Here is a 17031-nt window from a genome sequence, read left to right on the forward strand (position 1 = left end):
CCTGCGGCCGACGGCCGGAGCGCTCGACGGTCGTTCGCTGCTCCGCGCGCGGGCCGCGGGCGCGGCTGGTAGACCGGCTGCATGGCCGACGCCCCCACGCCCGCCCCGCCGCAGCCGGAGTCGCGCAACCCGCGGGTCGCCCGGCCGGAGGACGGCGGAGAGAGCACCGTCACCGTCGTCGTCGCGTTCCTCGCGAACGCGCTCGTCGCGGGCGCCAAGACCGTCGCCGCGACGATCACCGGGTCGGCGTCGATGCTCGCCGAGGCCGTGCACTCGTGGGCGGACACCGGCAACGAGGTCTTCCTGCTCGTCGCCGACAAGCGCTCGCGGCGCCCCGCCGACGCCGAGCACCCGCTCGGGTTCGGCCGCGAGGCGTACGTGTGGTCGATGTTCGCGGCGATCGGTCTGTTCGCCGTCGGCGCGGGGGTCTCGATCACGCACGGCATCCAGGAGCTCGTGCACCCCGAGCCCGCGGACGACTTCGTCGTCGCCTACGCGGTGCTGGCGCTCGCGTTCGTCCTGGAGGGCGTGTCGTTCCTCCGCGCCCGGCGCCAGGCGCGCGACGAGGCGCGGGCCGCCGACCGGGACACGTTGCACCACGTGCTCGTCACCTCCGACCCTACGCTGCGGGCCGTGTACGCGGAGGACGCCGCCGCGCTGGTCGGCCTCGTCGTCGCGTTCGGCGGGGTGCTCGCGCACCAGCTCACCGACTCTCCCGTCCCGGACGCGATCGGGTCGATCGTCGTCGGCCTCGTGCTCGCGGTGGTGTCGGTCGTGCTCATCGACCGCAACCGCCGCTTCCTCGTCGGCGAGGCCGCGCTGCCCGCGACGCGGGCCGCCGTCCTGCAGGGCATCCGGGACCTGCCGGAGGTCGAGCGCGTGACCTACCTGCGGCTCGAGTACGTGGGCCCGCGCGCGCTCTACCTCGTGGCGAGCGTCGACCTCCGCGGCGACGAGACCGAGACGACGGTCGCGCGCCGCCTCGACGACCTCGAGCGCCGCGTGACGTCCGTGCCGCTCATCGCGGGCGCGGTCTTCACCGTCTCGGCCCCCGAGGAGCCGTCGATCTCCTGACCCTGACGGTGCCGAACCCGGGGTTTCTCCCCTGTTCGACGCCGAGCCGGGGAGCGACCCCGGGTTCGGCTCAGGGGGTGCTCAGAGGAGCGACGGCGCCCCGGCCGCGCGGGCCTCGCGGTCGAGCAGGCTGCGCTTGACCTCGAGGCCGTAGCGGAACCCGCCGAGGCTGCCGTCCGTGCGGAGCACGCGGTGGCACGGGACGAACAGCGCGGCGGCGTTTATCGCGCACGCGCCCGCGGCGGCGCGCACGGCGGCGGGCCGCCCCGACAGCTCGGCGTACCGGGTGTAGGTGACGGGGTCGCCCGGCTCGACCGTGCGCAGCACGTCCCACGCGTGCGCACGGTACGGGCCCGAGACCTGGCGCACGGGGACGGCGTCGATCGCGTGCACGTCGCCCGCGTAGTACGCGCGGACCGCGGCGACGGCCAGGACGACGGCGGGCGCGTCGTCGGGCACGGTCGAGACGTCCGCGGGGCGCAGGTCGGGGTGGACGAGCGCGACGAGCGCCGCGGGCTCGGCCGTCCAGCCGGAGGCGAGGACCGTGCCGTCGGGGTCGACGACGACGGTGAACGGGCCGTCGGGCGTCTCGACGGTCGTCGTCACGGCGGTCGCGGAGGTCGCGGGGGCGGTGGGTGCGGTGGTCACGGGGTCTCCTTCGTGGGGTCGGACGAGGGTCGGGGGGTCGCGGCGCGCCACAGGTGCATCGCGGCGTACGAGCGCCACGGCGCCCAGCGCTCGGCGTGCGCGGCGAGCGCGCGACGCTCGTCGGGCAGACCGAGCGCCGCGGCGCCCGCGCGGAGGGCGAGGTCGCCGTCGAGCAGGACGTCGGGGTCGTGCAGGACGCGCATCGCGACGTACCCGGACGTCCACGGGCCGACGCCGGGCATCGCCTCGAGCGCCGCGCGCTGGGCCGCCGGGTCGTCGGCGGGGGACAGCGCGAGGGCGCCGTCCGCGAGGGCCCGGGCGACGCCGAGGATCGCGGCCGTGCGCCGCGCCGGCCCGCGCACGTGGTCGGCTCCGCCGTCGGCGAGCTGCGCCGGCGTCGGGAAGAGGCGGGTCGGCCCGAACCGGGACGCGAACGGCGTGCCGAGCGCGACGGCGAGCCGCGACAGGTGCGTGCGCGCGGCGGCGACGGAGATCTGCTGTCCCACGAGCGCGCGGACGAGGATCTCCGTCGCGTCCACCGCACCCGGGACGCGGATGCCGGGCACGGCGCGCACCGACGCGGCGAGCGCCGGGTCGGTGGCGAGGGCGGCGTCCACGGCCGCGGGGTCGGCGTCGAGGTCGAACAGGCGGCGGACCCGGGCGATCGCCGCGGGCAGGTCGGCCACGGACGTGAGCTCGAGCTCGACGTGGAACCGCGCCGCGCCGCGGGTGCGCCCCGGCGGCGGGCCGTACGTCGCGCGGAACGCGCCCGGCCCGTGCGGCAGCGCGAGCGTGCGCGCGTACGACAGGAGGGGTCCGGTGAGGTCCGCGACCTCGACGCCGTCGACGGCGCGGGCCGCCAGGAACGCGAACACGCCGCGCGCGTCGAAGGGCTCGCGCAGGGGGAGCGTGAGGTCGAGCACCGCGGTGGTGCCGCCGTCGTCCCGGACGGCACGAGCGTCGTCGGGGACGTGCACGCCCGCGTCGCCGCGCGGAGGGGTCGGGCGGCCGGGCCGGGCCCGACGGCGCAGCTCGCTGGGCGTGGTGTCGAAGACCTCGGTGATCGTGTCGTTGAACTGCCGGACGCTGCCGAAGCCCGCGGCGAACGCGACGTCGGCGAGCCGGAGGTCGGTGCCCGTGAGCAGGGCGCGCGCGGTCTGGGCGCGCAGCGCGCGGGCGAGCGCGACGGGACCGGCGCCCAGCTCCGCGACGAGCACGCGGTGCACGTGCCGGGCCGAGTACCCGAGCCGCGCGGCGAGGCCGTCGACCCCCTCGCGGTCCACGACCCCGTCGGCGACGAGGCGCATCGCGCGGGCGGAGAGGTCGTGCCCGAGGTCCCAGCTCGGCGTGCCGGGGACGGCCTCCGGCAGGCACCGCTTGCACGCGCGGTAGCCGGCCTCGTGCGCGGCCGCGGACGTGAGGTAGAACGTGACGTTCTCCGGCTTGGGCGTCCGTGCCGGGCACGACGGCCGGCAGTAGATGCCCGTGCTGCTCACCGCCGTGATGAACTGCCCGTCGAACCGGCGGTCGCGCGACGCGATGGCGCGGTAGCGCTCCGCGAAGACGGGGTCCGCCGTCGTGCGGGGGGTCGCGAGGGTCGTGGTCATGCCTCGATCCTCACCCGCGGGACGACCGCTTGGCTAGCGGGATTCGGACACGACGGTGTCGCCCCTCCGGCGCGAACCCGGGGTCTCTCCTCAGGAGGGTCGGGTCGTGGGGAGCCAGCCCGGGCTCGCCAGCCGGAGGCGTCGGCGGGACCCGTCAGACGCGGGCGTCGAGCCAGTCGAGCACCTCGCGCAGGTAGGTCGACCTCGCGGGCTCGGGGGAGAGCGCGAGGTCGTGCGCGCCGCCCTCGACCGTGACGATCGTGACGTCGTCGCCCAGCCGCTCCGCACGCGACGCGATCTGCCCGACGTCGAGCACGCTGTCGGTCGTGAGCAGCGCGTCGTGCCAGCCCGACGCCGGGCCGCTGCGCGCGGACGCCAGCACGAGGACGGGGCAGTCGACGTGCAGACCGCGCGCCACGCGCGCGTGCCCGCGCCGCACCGCGCGCAGGAACCCCGCACGGACCGGGAAGCCCTCGATCGGCTTCCAGGTCAGGTCGAAGTCCCACTCGCCACCCGTGCTCGCGTGCAGCGCCTCGGCCCAGTGCGGGTCCAGGCCGCCCACCACCAGCCGCGGCGCGACCCGGCCGACCGCGTCGACCACCCACGTCACCGGGCCCCGGAACACCCACGGCTTGTTGAGGTCGAACCACGGGCTGTTGAGCACGAGCGCCGCGAGCCGGCCCGGGCGCGCGTCGGCCCACAGGCTCGCGACGAGCCCGCCCGTCGAGTGGCCCAGCACGACGAGCCGCTCGTGCCCCTCCGCGCGGATCGCGCGCGCGGCGGCGTCCAGGTCGCGGGCGTAGACGGCGAGGTCCGTGACGAAGTTGGGGTCGTCGTCGGGCCGGGACGGGGCGCCCGAGCCGCGCCCGATCGAGCGCCCGTAGCCGCGCAGGTCGAGCGCGTAGAACCGGTACCCGCGCGCCTCGACCGCCTCGGCGACGTGCGTCTGGAAGAAGTAGTCGATGAACCCGTGGACGTACAGCACCGCGGGCCGCTCTCCCGCGCCCGACGGCGGCTCCCCGCCCGCGGCGGGCCCCGCGCCCGGCGCGGTGGACGGGGCGGCCGGACGTGCGCCGTCGGCCCTGCGGACGAGCGTCGCCACCGCGCCGTCCGGCAGGTCGAGGTCCCGCGCGACCCAGTCCTCGCCCAGCACGTCCGTGCGCCACCCCGTCCCCGTCCCGGCCATCTCGTCCACCGTCTCCTCCTCGTCACCGGCTCGTCCGACCTGTCAGCGTCCCACCGCTCCCCCGGCCCGTCGAGCGCTGGCTCGGGACGGCGGCGAGGCGTGTCGGCGGCCCGGGACCCCGGGACGCGCGGCGCGCCGACGCCTCGCGGTGCGAGGTAGCGTGGCGCGCGTGACGAGCGAGATCATCGCCCGCGTCGACGACGGCGTCGGGCACCTCACCCTGGACCGGCCCCGCGCGCTCAACGCGCTCGGCGACACGATGCTCGGCGAGATCGCCGACGTGCTGGAGGAGTGGCGCGTCGACCCGACCGTGCGCGTCGTGCTGCTCGACGGCGCCGGCGACCGCGGCCTGTGCGCGGGCGGCGACGTCCGCGCGCTCCACGCGTCGATCGTGGCCGGGAAGCAGGCCGAGGCGCGCCGCTACTTCCGGCGCGAGTACGCGGTGGACGCGGCGCTCGCGGAGCTGCCCGTTCCCGTCGTGACGATCATGGACGGCATCACCATGGGCGGCGGGGTCGGCCTCGGCGCGCACGCCCCGGTGCGCGTCGTCACCGAGCGGTCGCGCGTCGCGATGCCGGAGACGCGGATCGGCTTCACGCCCGACGTCGGCGGGTCCTGGCTCCTGGCGCGCGCGCCCGGGCGGCTGGGGGAGATGCTCGCGCTCGGTGCCGTGACGATGGACGCCGCCGACGCGATCTTCGTCGGGCTCGCGGACCACTACGTGCCGAGCGAGCGGCTGCCCGTGCTCGCCGCCGACCTCGCCGCGCTCGCGAGCGCGGGGGTCGACCCGCTCGACGTCGAGGACGTGCGGGAGGTCGTGCGTCGCCACGCCCTGCCGGCGCCGGTCTCGCGACTCGTCACCCGACAGGCGGCGGTCGAGGCCGCGTACTCGGCGGACACCGTGCCCGAGATCCTGGCCCGCCTGCGCGCCGCAGCCCAGGACGGGGACGAGCAGTCCGGCGCCGAGGCCGACGAGCTCGAGCGGCTCTCCCCGACCGCGGTCACCGTGGCGCTCGCGGCCGTGCGCAGCGCGCGCGACCTCCCCGACCTGCGCGCGGCGCTGGAGCAGGAGTACGGTCTCGTCTCCTGGTTCGTCGACACGCAGCCCGACCTCGTCGAGGGCGTCCGCGCGCAGCTCGTCGACAAGGACCGCGACCCCTCGTGGCGCCCGGCGACGCTCGCCGAGGTCGACCCCGGGGTCGGCGCCGAGGCGCTCGCCTACGTCCCCGCCGAGCCCCTGTGGGACGACGCGCTCAGCCCGCGCCTCGCACGCCGCGCGGTCGAGGCCGTCGTCCGCCGGTTCAGCGAGGACGAGCCGACCGCCCAGGAGCTGGCGGAGGCGGCCGACGACCTCGTGGTCGAGCTCGTCCAGCGGCGCGACGACGGCGGCACGGTCGTGCACCTCGCGGACTCGTGCGGCGAGCACTTCCTCGACGGGTACTGGCCCGCGGTGCGGTTCGACGCCGTGGGCGACGTCGTCGAGGTCACCGTCGAGTCCTGACTCGCCGGCACGCACGCGCTCGCCGGAAGACGCCGAAGCGGCCACGCCCGGAAGGCGTGGCCGCTTCGGCCGGAGGTGGGCTCCCGAGGTCAGAAGACGAGCGTCTGCTGCCACTCGATCAGGTCGCCGATCTTCGCGACGAGGGTCTCGTCCTGGAGACCGTGCGCCTTCCCCTGGGCCTGCTTGAGGATGTGGATCGCGTCCGCGTGCGCGCCCGCGTCGGCGGCCGCCTCGGCCCGGTCGAGGTAGTCGCGCACGCCGGCGGAGAGCTTCTCCGCGCGGTTCGAGCCCGTCGAGAGCGACGTCACGATGCCGTCGACCTCCTTGAAGGTGACGCAGTCACCGCCGCCGCTCACCTTGCCGGCAGTCCACTCGATGCCCCCGGCGAGGTGCGCGAGGAACAGCGGGTCCGAGTAGGAGGAGTCGACGTGGCCGGCGCCCTCGTACCAGGACCGTCCGCCCTCGAAGTTCTGGCACCAGGCCAGGGGGTGGTCGTCGCCCATGGCGTCGCGGCCGGGGTTGTAGGTCGACTCGTCCAGCGTGATGAGGACGTGCACGTCCTCCCGCGGGTTGCTGGTGAAGTTGTACCACTCGTCGAACCTCGTCCACTCCGCGGGGAGCATCTCGGTCGACGGGTGGCCGGGGCTCTCGACCCGCATCGTGGCCGTCTGCTGGGCCGGGTGGCTCTTGAACCGCGCCGACCCGCCGCTGAGCTCGCTGTACCACGGCACCGCGTGCATGGTGTCGGTCGCGGCGTGCAGGCCGACGTACCCGCCGCCGTCGCGGATGTAGCCCTGCAGGGCCGCGAGCTCCGAGTCGTTCAGCAGCCGGGGACGAGCAGGGTCCTGGTTGTTGGTGCCGTCGACCGGCGAGGCGAAGAGGATCGTCGCGTACTGCGAGAGGTCCTCGGCGCTCGTGAACGGCGTCGAGTCGAGCGTCAGCTCGGGCTGCCGCGAGTCCCACACGTCGACCGTGAACCCGCGCTCCTCGCCGATGGCGATGACCGCCTCGGTCGTCTCGTCGATGTGCGAGTGACGGAAGCCGAGAGTCTCGCCGACGACGAGGACCTTGTACTCGTCGTCGGCCGCGCTCGCCGGGACCGCGGCGACCCCGACCGCGAGAGCGCTCGCTGCAGCGGTGAGGCCGGTGGCCAGGCGCCAGGCGTGATGCTTCATGGTGACTCCTCGTTGAGTGAACCGGTACGCCCCCCGACCGTCGGGCATCCAGGTGCCCGGCGGCTTCGAGCGACGGTATCCCGCCCCGTCCCTAAAAGGCAATACCGATAAACAAAATGCCGTCGGGTGGTGGGGACGAGGCTCGGGGACGCACGACGGCCCGCCCCGGTCTCGGGGCGGGCCGTCAAGGGTGGTGCTGCGGGCGGACCGGCGACGGGGGCCAGCGGGTGGTCAGCGACCGCTGGTCACCGACGGCTGGTCACCGACCACGCGCCGTCGGACGCGCATCCGTCACTCGGGCGGCGGGCGCAGGCGCGTCGCGTCGTCGATCTCGTCGTCCGGGCCGGCGGGGCTCACCGGGCCGTCCGGGCCCGGGGCGCCGGGCTGCGGCGGGAGCGGCTGGGTCGGCGCGGGCTGCTGGTACGGCGGCAGCGGCTGCGTCGCCCCCGGCGGGACGGGCGGCTGGGCGGGGAGCGGCGTCGTCGGCGACGACTGCGGGTGCGGCGTGCCGGGAGGGGCGTACGGAGCCGCGCCCGGGTAGCCCCCCTGCGGCTGCGGCGGGGCCGGCGGCTGGGTGCCGTACGGGCCCGGGGCCGGGGGCTGCGCCCCGTAGCCCTGCGGTGCCCCCGGCTGCCCGGGGTAGGCGCCCGGCTGCTGTCCCGGGTACTGACCCTGCTGGCCGGGGTAGCCGCCCTGCTGGCTCGGCTGCTGGGCGGGGTAGCCCTGCTGGCCCGGGTACTGGCCCTGGGGCTGACCGGGGTACTGACCGGGCTGACCGGCCGCGGGGTACGCGCCCGGCTGACCCGGCTGACCCGGGTAGCCGCCCTGCTGGAAGCCGGCCGCCTGGCCGTCCTGCGTGCCCGGCTTGGAGCGGAGCACCAGCCAGAGCACCAGGCCGATGATGCCGAGCAGCACGACGCCGCCGATCACGAACCACAGCCAGGCCAGGGAGCCCGAGTCCGAGGAGTCGCCCGCGCTCTCCCCGCCGTCGGGCGCAGTGGCGCCGTCGGAGTCGTCGGTGGCCTCCTCGGAGCCCTCGTCGCCCGTGCCGGCCGCGCCGCCCGCGACGGCCGAGCCGCGCGCCGTCATCTCGTTGACCTCGCCGACGACCGGCGTCCAGGTCACGGTGTTGCCGTCGACGGTGCCGTTGGACTCGGAGACCTCGCCGGGGAACGTGATGGCGACCTTGATGTCGAGGCTGTCCATCATCTGCCGCGTCATCTCGTCGCCGGCCGCGTCGCCGGTCTCGGGGTTGAACTCCTCGCCCGTCATGTCCATCGAGCCGCTCACGACGTACTCGTCGCCCTCGCGCGTCACGGAGATGGAGTCGGTGGCGCCGGTGTCGAGCTGGGAGATGGGCTGGTCGGCGTACGTGATCCTGGTGCCGGTGTAGCCGTCCTGCGCGTACGGCTCCTGCGTCGCGCCCTCGGGCAGGTCGGACTCCATCTCGGAGCCCATCTGGTCCCACATCTCCTGCGGGTCCATGTCCAGGGACTGGGCCATCTCGTCGGAGAACGCCATCACGACGCTGCCGTCGAACGTGTCGTCCTCGTTGAGGGTGATGGCCATGTCCATCCTCATGCACCCCGCGAGGAACAGTGCGAGGGTGGCGAAGAGGGCGCCGAGGCCGAGTCGTCTGCGCAAGGGTGAGGAGTTCACCGGCCCAGCATGTCGCGGATCGTCGCCCGAGGCGAGGGACGATGCCGATTTGAGACGGAATGCGGCCGAGAGTTCATCCACGTCGGACGACGGACCACCGGGAGGTCGGGCGCGAGGCTGACGATCGAAGTTGAGCGGAATACACTCAACTTCGGAGTCGTTCCACTGGTCAGACCATCTTTTCGAGCACCACACCGGAGCACCTATGGAAACGAAGTTCACCACGATGTCGCAGCAGGCGATCGGCGAGGCGATCCAGACCGCGTCGGCCGCCGGCAACCCGCAGCTCGAGCCCACGCACCTCCTCGCCGCGCTGCTCGCGCAGGAGGGCGGGGTCGCCGTCGGGCTCCTGGACGCCGTCGGCGCGGACAAGCAGGCCGTCGGGCAGAAGGTCCGGGCCGCGCTCGTCGCGCTGCCCACGGCGAGCGGGTCCGCCGTCGCGCAGCCGACGCCGTCGCGCGCCACGTCGACCGCGCTCGACAACGCCGCGAAGGAGGCGCAGGCGCTCGGCGACGAGTACGTCTCCACCGAGCACCTGCTGCTCGGCATCGCCGCGGGATCCTCGCAGGCCGCGACGATCCTGCAGCAGGCCGGCGCGACCGCCGACGCGCTGCGGTCGGCGCTGCCCGCGGTGCGCGGGAGCGCGCGCGTGACGAGCCCCAACCCCGAGGGAACCTACAAGGCGCTGGAGCAGTACGGCACCGACCTCACGGCCGCCGCCGCCGAGGGCAAGCTCGACCCCGTCATCGGGCGCGACTCGGAGATCCGGCGCGTCGTGCAGGTGCTCAGCCGCCGCACCAAGAACAACCCGGTGCTCATCGGCGAGCCCGGCGTCGGTAAGACCGCCGTCGTCGAGGGCCTCGCCCAGCGCATCGTCGCGGGTGACGTCCCGACGTCGCTCCAGGGCAAGCGCCTCGTGTCCCTCGACCTCGCGAGCATGGTCGCGGGCGCGAAGTACCGCGGCGAGTTCGAGGAGCGGCTCAAGGCCGTCCTGGAGGAGATCCGGTCCTCCGACGGCGAGGTCGTCACGTTCATCGACGAGCTGCACACGGTCGTCGGGGCGGGCGCGGGCGGCGAGGGCGCCATGGACGCGGGCAACATGCTCAAGCCCATGCTCGCGCGCGGCGAGCTGCGCCTCGTGGGCGCGACCACGCTCGACGAGTACCGCGAGTACATCGAGAAGGACCCGGCCCTGGAGCGCCGGTTCCAGCAGGTGTTCGTCGGCGAGCCCTCGGTCGAGGACACCGTCGCGATCCTGCGCGGCCTGAAGGAGCGGTACGAGGCGCACCACAAGGTGACGATCGCCGACTCGGCGCTCGTCGCCGCGGCGTCGCTCTCCGACCGGTACATCACCGGGCGCCAGCTCCCGGACAAGGCGATCGACCTCGTCGACGAGGCGGCGTCGCGCCTGCGCATGGAGCTCGACTCCTCGCCGATCGAGATCGACGAGTTGCAGCGCGCGGTCACGCGCCTGGAGATGGAGGAGGTCGTGCTGTCCGAGTCGACCGACCCCGCGTCGCTCGAGCGCCTCGAGAAGCTGCGCGCCGACCTCGCCGACCGGCGCGAGGAGCTCGCCGCGCTCACCGCGCGCTGGGAGGCCGAGAAGGCGGGCCACAACCGCGTGGGCGACCTGCGCGCCAAGCTCGACGAGCTGCGCGTCCAGGTCGAGCGCGCGATCCGCGAGGGCGACCTCGAGACCGCGGGCCGGCTCCAGTACGGCGAGATCCCGCAGCTCCAGCGCGAGCTCGACGCGGCCGAGGCCGAGGAGCAGGCGGACGACGCGTTCGCGGCGTCCGGGCCCGAGGCCGCCCCGATGATCGCCGACAAGGTCGGCGCGGACGAGATCGCGGAGGTCGTGTCCGCGTGGACGGGCATCCCCGCGGGCCGCATGCTCCAGGGCGAGAGCGAGAAGCTCCTGCACATGGAGGAGGTCATCGGGGAGCGCCTCATCGGCCAGCAGGCCGCCGTCCGCTCGGTGTCCGACGCCGTCCGGCGCTCGCGTGCGGGCGTCGCCGACCCGGACCGCCCCACGGGCTCGTTCCTCTTCCTCGGCCCGACGGGGGTCGGCAAGACGGAGCTCGCGAAGTCGCTCGCCGACTTCCTCTTCGACGACGAGCGCGCCATGGTGCGCATCGACATGTCGGAGTACTCCGAGAAGCACTCGGTCGCCCGGCTCGTCGGCGCGCCCCCGGGGTACGTGGGGTACGAGGAGGGCGGCCAGCTCACCGAGGCCGTGCGGCGCCGCCCCTACTCGGTCGTGCTGCTCGACGAGGTCGAGAAGGCGCACCCGGAGGTCTTCGACATCCTGCTGCAGGTGCTCGACGACGGCCGACTCACCGACGGCCAGGGCCGCACCGTGGACTTCCGCAACGTCATCCTCGTGCTCACGTCGAACCTCGGCTCGCAGTTCCTCGTCGACCCGATGCTCGACGACGCCGCGAAGCGCGAGGCCGTGATGAGCACGGTGCGGGCGAGCTTCAAGCCGGAGTTCCTCAACCGCCTCGACGACGTGATCGTGTTCGAGCCGCTCACGCTCGACGAGCTCGGCCGGATCGTCGACATCAGCGTCGCGCACCTCGCGAAGCGCCTCGCCGACCGGCGCATCACGCTCGACGTCACGACGGCGGCGCGCGAGTGGCTCGCGCTCGAGGGCTTCGACCCCGCGTACGGGGCGCGCCCGCTGCGCCGCCTCGTGCAGCGCGAGATCGGCGACCGCCTCGCGCGGCTGCTGCTCTCGGGCGACGTCGCCGACGGCGACGTGGTGCGCGTCGACCGCGACCCCGAGGCCGAGGGCCTGACCCTCGGCACGGAGATCCTCACGGCCTGAGCATCACGCAGAACCGCGGTCCGCCGAGGGAGAGCCCGACCAGGGTTCTCCCTCGCGGTGCCGGGGCCGGTGCTTCGCTGTCCGACGCCGGGCGGGCGGTGCGGTGCCGGGACATACTCTCTCCGTGCCGACCGACGAGACGACCAGCCCCGCACCCTCCTCCCCGCGGCAGCCCGACGACGCCCCGCGCCGTTCGGCCGTGATCGTCAACCCGAACCGTGTGGAGGGCCTGGACGCGCTGCGCGACCTCATCGTCGCGCGGCTCACCGAGGCGGGGTGGCCGGAGCCCGCGTGGCTCGAGACGACGGCCGAGGACCCGGGCACGGGGCAGGCGCGCCAGGCCGTCGAGGACGGCGCGGAGGTGGTGTTCGTCAGCGGCGGGGACGGGACCGTGCGGGCCGTCGTCGAGGGGCTGGCGGGGACCGACGCCGCGCTCGCGATCCTCCCGGGCGGCACGGGGAACCTCCTCGCGGTGAACCTCGGCGTCCCCACCGACGCCGAGGAGGGTCTGCGCCTCGTCCTCCGGGGCGGCCGGCGGACCATCGACGTCGGCGTCGCGGACGGGCAGACGTTCGCGATCATGGCGGGGATGGGGCTCGACGCGGCGATGATGCGCGACGCCCCGACGGCGCTCAAGGCCCGGGCGGGGTCGGTCGCGTACGTCTTCTCGGCGCTCAAGCACCTCGCCGACGACGAGATGCACGTCGAGGTGACGGTCGACGGGCGGACGCGGCGCCGTCGTGCGCGCACGGTCGTCGTCGGCAACGTGGGCCGTCTCCAGGCCGGCACCAACCTGCTCCCGGACGCGGAGCCGGACAACGGGCAGCTCGAGGTCGCGATCATCGCGCCGCGCAACCTCCAGCACTGGGTCCAGCTGCTGTGGGGCGTCGTGCGGGGCAAGAGCCGGGTGCCGAGCCGGGAGGTCGTGCGGGGCCGGGAGGTCTCCGTGGTCTCCGACCGGCCGCAGCCGCGCCAGCTCGACGGCGACGTGATCGAGCCGGCGGAGCGGCTCGACGTCAGCGTGCGACCGCAGGCGCTGCACGTGTGCGTGTACCGGCCCGAGGAGTCGGAGGACCTCGCGCAGGGCGCCCCCGGTCGTCGGTGATCCCGGTGCCCGCGGTCGCGGACCGCGGACGTCCCCGTCGCCGGACCGCGGGGTTCGGCAGGATGGGCGCATGAGCGCTCCCCGGCCCGGCCCCGAGTCCTGGTCCGCCTCCGCCCCGTCCGCCTACGGCTCACCCGCACCGGCCACCGGCGCGCGACGCTCGCCCCTCGCCGTCGTGGCCTTCGTCCTGGGGGTCGCGACCGTCCTGGTGGGTGCGGTCGTCACGCTGGCCTTCCCGTTCGTGCTCTCGTCGTCGGGCTACTCGCCGTCGTCGGTCGGCGTGCTCCAGCTCGTCAACGGCATCCTCACGGGCGTCCTCGCGCTGGCCGCGACGGTCACCGGCGCGGTCGCGCTCGTGCGGCGGCTGCCCGGCACGGCGCTCGCGTCCGCCGGCACGGCGCTCGGCGCGGCGGCGCTCCTGGGCGTCGTCCTCGGCCTCGTCCAAGGTGCTCTCTACCAGGTTCTCTGACCACCTCCGCCCGGCCTGGTCCCGGGCCGGGCTCGTGCGTCCCGCGGGCGCCGGGTGCGAGCCGGCGTGCGGTGCTGCACGGTGGGCCCATGAGCCCCCGACGACCGGCTCCCGAGCGCCCGGGCGCGCAGGAGTGGCTCCCGCGCGGGCGTGCCGCGAGGGACGTCGACGCCCTGGCCCGGGCAGCGCGGGACTGCCACGGGTGCGAGCTGTGGGCGGACGCCACGCAGGTCGTGTTCTCGCGCGGACCCGAGCGCGCCCGGCTGGTGCTCGTCGGTGAGCAGCCGGGCGACCGGGAGGACCGCGAGGGCGAGCCGTTCGTCGGGCCGGCGGGGCGCCTCCTCGACGAGGCGCTCGACGCCGCCGGGCTGTCCGCCGACGACGTCTACCTGACGAACGCCGTGAAGCACTTCCGGTTCGAGGAGCGGGGGAAGCGCCGGCTGCACAAGAGCCCGGACGTCGCGCACGTCCGGGCGTGCCTCCCGTGGCTCACGGCCGAGGTCGCCGCGGTCGCGCCCCGTGTCGTCGTCGCGATGGGCGCGACCGCGGGGCGTGCCGTGCTCGGGCGCCCGGTGCGCGTCACCGCCGAGCGCGGCCGGGTGCTCGACCTCGACGACGAGGGCGCCGAGTCCGCGTCGCCCCTCTCGCAGGGTGTGCCCGACGGCGACCGCCCGCCCCGGCAGCGCCCGCCGCGCGTCGTGCTCACCACGCACCCGTCCGCGCTGCTGCGCGTGCGTGAGCGGGCCGAGCGGGAGGCGGCGTTCGCCGCGTTCGTCGACGACCTCCGCCTCGCGTCCGACACGGCGGGCGCCCGGTGACCGACCGTCCGCTCCCGACCGCACCCGACCCCGCGGCGCCGGGAGTCTCGCGGCCCAGTGCCTCGCGGGTCGTCGTGAACGTGCAGCGCTGGGACGCGCTCACGTTCCTCCACTGGCGCGTCGACCCGGCCGTCGTGCAGGGCTGGCTCCCACCCGGCCTCTCCGTGCAGGAGGTCGACGGGACGACGTGGCTCGGCGTGGTCCCGTTCGTCATGGCGGGCGTCCGGGTCCCGCCCCTGCCCGCTCTCGGCGCGTGGTCGACGTTCCCCGAGCTCAACGTCCGCGTGTACGTGCGCGACCGCGCGGGCACCGAGGGCGTGTGGTTCCTCGGCCTGTGGGCCACGTCGCCCGCGTTCGTCGCCGCGACGCGCGCGGCCGGCGTCCCGTACCACCCGGCGCGCGCCGCGGTGGACGCGGCGGTGCACGCGGGCGGCGACCGCAACGGGCCGCCCTCCGCGGTGCGCTACCGGTTCCGCTCGACCGGCCGAGGTCCCCTGCGCGTCCCGCACGAGCACCCGGGGCTGCTGCGCGACGCCACGTTCCGCGCCGAGGTGCGCGCGCACGAGGAGGTCGACGCGTCCTCGGGCCTCGTGCGGTGGCTCACGGCCCGCTGGAACGCGTACGGCGTGCGGGCCGGACGGCTGTGGCGGTTCCCGGTCGTGCACGAGCCGTGGTCCCTGCGGCGCGGCACGCTCGACGCGCTCGACACGGACGTGCTCGCCCGCCTCGGGCTGCCGTCCGCCGACCCCGGGCTCGTGCACGTGGCCGCGCCCGTGCACGCCCGGTTCGCGCTCCCGCGGCCCGTCGGCTGAGGTCAGCCCGCCGGGTCGACGACCCCGTGCCGGAACGCCCAGACGACGAGCTGCACGCGGTCGCGCGACCCGGTCTTGGTCATGGCCCGGCTCAGGTGCGACTTCACGGTGCTCGGCTCGAGGAACAGGGCCGTCGCGATCTCCGCGTTGGACGACCCGCGGCACAGCAGGTCGACGATGTCGAGCTCGCGCGGGGTGAGGAGCGCGGCCGCGGCGTCGTCCCGTGCGACGGGCGCGCGACGGCGCGCGAACTCGCCGATGACCCGACGCGTGAGGGTCTGGTCGACCAGACCGTCGCCCGCGGCGACCCGCCGGACGGCGTCCACGAGCACGTCCGGCTCGGCGTCCTTGAGCAGGAACCCGCTCGCCCCGGCCTCCAGGGCGCCGAACACGTAGTCGTCGAGGTCGAACGTGCTCACCACGAGCACGGGGACCGGGTCGACGACGTCCGGCCCGGCGAGCGCGCGCGTCGCGGTGATGCCGTCGCCGCCGGGCATGCGGACGTCCATGCACACGACGTCCGGGCGCTCGCGGCGCGCGACGCGGACGGCGTCGGTGCCGTTCGACGCCTCGCCGACGACCTCGACGCCCTCGCTCTCGAGGATGACGGTGAACCCGGCGCGGACGACGGCCTGGTCGTCCACGAGCACGACGCGTGTCACGAGACCTCCTGGTCGGCAGGGTGCTGGTCGGGGGCGCGGGGATCCCGTGCCGCGGCGCGGGGGACGGTGAGGCGGACGAGCCACGCGCCGTCGGGCGCCCGCCGAGCGTCGAGGCTGCCGCCGAGCACGGCCGCCCGCTCGCGCATGCCGACGAGCCCGTGGCCGGGCCGCGGGTCCGTGGGCGGCACCGTGCCGGCCGTCGGGTTGCGCACCGTGAGGACGAGGTCCGCGGCGGACCACGCGAACCGCACCGCGACGGGTCTTCCCGGTGCGTGCCGGCGCGCGTTGGCGAGCGCCTCCTGGAGCACGCGGTACACGGCGATCTGCGCGCTCGGCGTGGGGTCCCACGGTGTCCCTGCGGTCTCGACCGTCGCCGCGGTGCCCGCGGCGCGCGCCGTGTCGAGGAGGGCGGGGACCTCCGCGAGCGTCGGCTGCGGCGCCTCCCGCTCGGCGCCGTCCTCGTCGTCGCGGCCCCGCAGGATCCCGACCACGAGGCGGAGGTCGTCGAGCGTCTCGCGACCCTGCGCGCGGATCCACCGCACCGACTCCTTGGCACGCTCCGGGTCGGCCTCGACGAGGCGCTCGGCGGCGGACGCCTGGACGACGATGCCGGACAGGTGGTGCGCCGCGACGTCGTGCAGCTCGCGGGCCATGCGCGCGCGCTCCTCCAGGACCGCCTGGGCGGCGAGCGCCTCGCGCTCGCGCTCGGCGCGGAGCACCCGGTCGCGCAGCTCGGCGACGAGCTCCCGCCGCGTGGCGACGTACGAGCCGACGAGCGCCGCCCCGACGAACGTGAGCAGCGCGGAGAGCAGCGCGCCGCCCACCTGGAGCGCGTGCTGCGCCGGTCCCGCCCCGGCGGGGACGGCGAAGCCCCCGAGGGCGAAGACGAGCACGACCTGCGCGAGCGCCGCGAGCGCCGGGGCGCCGAGGCGCGCCCGCCGCGGCGCGTACGCGCCGGCGGAGTACGCGGCGACGAGGGTCGCAGGGGCCTGGAAGCCGACGTACGGCGGCAGGAGCACGGTGATCGCGACCTGGGCAGACACCGCGAGCGCGAGGCAGACCAGCGGCGCCCGACGGCGCACCGTCAGCGTCGCCGCCTGGAGCACGACGAGCGCGAGCACCGTCGCGCGCACGCCGGGCGTGAGGATCACGGCGCCGGGCCCTGCGCCGAAGGTCGCACCGACGTCCGTGGCGAGCACGCGCTCGATGCCGAGGAACAGCACGACGGTCGCGACGGCGACGACCCCGGCGAGCACGGCGTCGCGCCCGATGTCGGTGCGCACGCCGACCCGGTCGAGCGCGCGGCGCAGGGCCTCGGTCACGAGTCTCCTCCAGGGGACGACGGGTACGGACGACGGTCACAGACGGCACGGCGGCCCGCCCACCCTACGGGGGCGCACCGCCCCAGCCGCGAGGTAGAGCTGTGAGTCTTGCGGTGGCTGGTCTGGGATCGGCTGGTGAGGATGGCGTCGGCTGCTCGCCGTGGTC

Annotated in this window: 14 protein-coding genes; 7 read left to right on the forward strand and 7 right to left on the reverse strand. The window is 75.6% G+C overall.

Annotation, left to right across the window (positions count from 1 at the left end):
- The first annotated feature begins 81 nt into the window (after window positions 1–81).
- Window positions 82–1074: a cation diffusion facilitator family transporter gene (locus ACTJIY_RS17970; protein WP_440675106.1), complete on the forward strand. Its 993-nt coding sequence runs from the start codon at window positions 82–84 to the stop codon at window positions 1072–1074.
- Window positions 1075–1155: 81 nt separating this feature from the next.
- Here ACTJIY_RS17970 and ACTJIY_RS17975 read toward each other — a convergent pair whose 3' ends face one another.
- The 3 genes from ACTJIY_RS17975 to ACTJIY_RS17985 form a co-directional block, all read right to left on the reverse strand.
- Window positions 1156–1722: a methylated-DNA--[protein]-cysteine S-methyltransferase gene (locus ACTJIY_RS17975; protein WP_440675107.1), complete on the reverse strand. Its 567-nt coding sequence runs from the start codon at window positions 1720–1722 to the stop codon at window positions 1156–1158.
- Entirely contained in the window at window positions 1719–3329 is a 1611-nt protein-coding gene (locus ACTJIY_RS17980; RefSeq protein WP_440675108.1) for an AlkA N-terminal domain-containing protein, read from the reverse strand. The genes ACTJIY_RS17975 and ACTJIY_RS17980 overlap by 4 nt, the downstream gene beginning before the upstream one ends.
- Window positions 3330–3483: 154 nt before the next feature.
- On the reverse strand, window positions 3484–4515 hold the full coding sequence (locus tag ACTJIY_RS17985; protein WP_440675114.1) for an alpha/beta hydrolase: 1032 nt from the start codon (window positions 4513–4515) through the stop codon (window positions 3484–3486).
- Window positions 4516–4684: 169 nt separating this feature from the next.
- Between ACTJIY_RS17985 and ACTJIY_RS17990 the strand changes: the two genes are divergently transcribed.
- Entirely contained in the window at window positions 4685–6016 is a 1332-nt protein-coding gene (locus ACTJIY_RS17990) for an enoyl-CoA hydratase/isomerase family protein (RefSeq protein ID WP_440675109.1), read from the forward strand.
- Window positions 6017–6105: 89 nt separating this feature from the next.
- Here the strand turns inward: ACTJIY_RS17990 and ACTJIY_RS17995 are convergent, their stop codons facing one another.
- Both ACTJIY_RS17995 and ACTJIY_RS18000 read right to left on the reverse strand, forming a co-directional pair.
- Window positions 6106–7191, reverse strand: a complete 1086-nt coding sequence (locus tag ACTJIY_RS17995; protein ID WP_253052410.1) for a ThuA domain-containing protein — start codon at window positions 7189–7191, stop codon at window positions 6106–6108.
- A 291-nt stretch (window positions 7192–7482) separates the two neighbouring features.
- A complete protein-coding gene (locus ACTJIY_RS18000) occupies window positions 7483–8760 on the reverse strand; it encodes an LppM family (lipo)protein (protein WP_440675110.1) in 1278 nt (425 codons plus the stop codon).
- 295 nt (window positions 8761–9055) lie between these two features.
- Here ACTJIY_RS18000 and clpB point away from each other — a divergent pair, with 295 nt between their 5' ends.
- The 5 genes from clpB (at window position 9056) to ACTJIY_RS18025 (ending at window position 14881) form a co-directional block, all read left to right on the forward strand.
- Window positions 9056–11677, forward strand: coding sequence for an ATP-dependent chaperone ClpB (gene clpB / locus ACTJIY_RS18005; protein ID WP_253052414.1), 2622 nt, complete (start codon window positions 9056–9058; stop codon window positions 11675–11677).
- Between the two features lie 124 nt (window positions 11678–11801).
- Window positions 11802–12782 (forward strand): diacylglycerol/lipid kinase family protein, encoded by a 981-nt coding sequence (locus ACTJIY_RS18010; RefSeq protein ID WP_439158871.1) that lies wholly within the window; start codon window positions 11802–11804, stop codon window positions 12780–12782.
- Between the two features lie 70 nt (window positions 12783–12852).
- Window positions 12853–13251, forward strand: a complete 399-nt coding sequence (locus ACTJIY_RS18015; RefSeq protein WP_440675111.1) for a hypothetical protein — start codon at window positions 12853–12855, stop codon at window positions 13249–13251.
- A gap of 89 nt (window positions 13252–13340) precedes the next feature.
- Window positions 13341–14069: a UdgX family uracil-DNA binding protein gene (locus tag ACTJIY_RS18020; RefSeq protein ID WP_353707435.1), complete on the forward strand. Its 729-nt coding sequence runs from the start codon at window positions 13341–13343 to the stop codon at window positions 14067–14069.
- On the forward strand, window positions 14066–14881 hold the full coding sequence (locus ACTJIY_RS18025; protein WP_440675112.1) for a YqjF family protein: 816 nt from the start codon (window positions 14066–14068) through the stop codon (window positions 14879–14881). The genes ACTJIY_RS18020 and ACTJIY_RS18025 overlap by 4 nt, the downstream gene beginning before the upstream one ends.
- A 2-nt stretch (window positions 14882–14883) precedes the next feature.
- Here ACTJIY_RS18025 and ACTJIY_RS18030 read toward each other — a convergent pair whose 3' ends face one another.
- Both ACTJIY_RS18030 and ACTJIY_RS18035 read right to left on the reverse strand, forming a co-directional pair.
- On the reverse strand, window positions 14884–15543 hold the full coding sequence (locus tag ACTJIY_RS18030; protein ID WP_253052424.1) for a response regulator: 660 nt from the start codon (window positions 15541–15543) through the stop codon (window positions 14884–14886).
- Window positions 15540–16865, reverse strand: a complete 1326-nt coding sequence (locus tag ACTJIY_RS18035) for a sensor histidine kinase (RefSeq protein ID WP_440675113.1) — start codon at window positions 16863–16865, stop codon at window positions 15540–15542. The genes ACTJIY_RS18030 and ACTJIY_RS18035 overlap by 4 nt, the downstream gene beginning before the upstream one ends.
- Window positions 16866–17031: the final 166 nt, after the last annotated feature.

The sequence above is a fragment of the Cellulosimicrobium sp. 22598 genome, assembly GCF_052044445.1.
Taxonomy (GTDB): Bacteria; Actinomycetota; Actinomycetes; order Actinomycetales; family Cellulomonadaceae; genus Cellulosimicrobium; species Cellulosimicrobium cellulans_G.